The organism is Rothia sp. HMSC065B04 (assembly GCF_001812285.1).
GTDB lineage: Bacteria > Actinomycetota > Actinomycetes > Actinomycetales > Micrococcaceae > Rothia > Rothia mucilaginosa.
Map to the genome: position 1 here is coordinate 107040 of NZ_KV808410.1, position 694 is coordinate 107733.

Annotated in this window: 1 protein-coding gene; it reads left to right on the forward strand. The window is 50.1% G+C overall.

The window, feature by feature from the left end:
- Positions 1-402: 402 nt before the first annotated feature.
- Positions 403-694 (forward strand): hypothetical protein (locus HMPREF2845_RS09365; RefSeq protein WP_210394534.1); only part of this gene is annotated, 292 nt, incomplete at its 3' end.

Genomic DNA, 694 nt, shown 5'->3' on the forward strand with positions numbered 1-694 from the left:
TCAATGAAAGCCCTTCCGAAAAGGAAGGGAAATAGCGTAAACATGGATGCCTTCGAGCTAGACCACCTGCCTCAATGAAAGCCCCTCCAAAAAGGAAGGGAGAATAATTTTGTCCCATGACGCCGTACATTTTGCCGTTTCCGGCGCCTCAATGAAAGTCTCCTCTAGAAAGCGAAGAAATGCCGGTCCAGTGGAAGAACCTGCCGCGGTCGATGTTGCCTCAATGAAAGCTCGTCCGAAAAAAGAAAGGAAGGGAAATATGGTAGGGCAAGCAGCAAGAGATAAAAGCGATGGGGCCTCAATGAAAGCCCTTCTGAAAAGGAAGGGAAATTCTCAGGGTGAGCTTTGACATCCTTAATTGTAGCGCGGCCTCAATGAAAGCCCCTCCGGTTAGGAAGGGAAATGAGCATCTGCGCGCTGGGATTGATGACCACGCCAAGGCACCTCAATGAAAGTCCCTCCAACAAGGAATGGAAATCCCAGATAGAGACCTCAGATATGCCGCCACTGTCGCAGAGCCTCAATGAAAGCCCTTCCCAGAAGGAAGGGAAATATTTTTGTTTCCATCGCCACGCCCATTCTGTTGATGCCTCAATGAAAGCCCCTCCAAAAAGGAAGGGAAATCTGCGTTGGCTCGTGAGGGCATGCTCGGCGAATCTGACCCTCAATGAAAGTCCCTCCGAAAAGGAAGGGA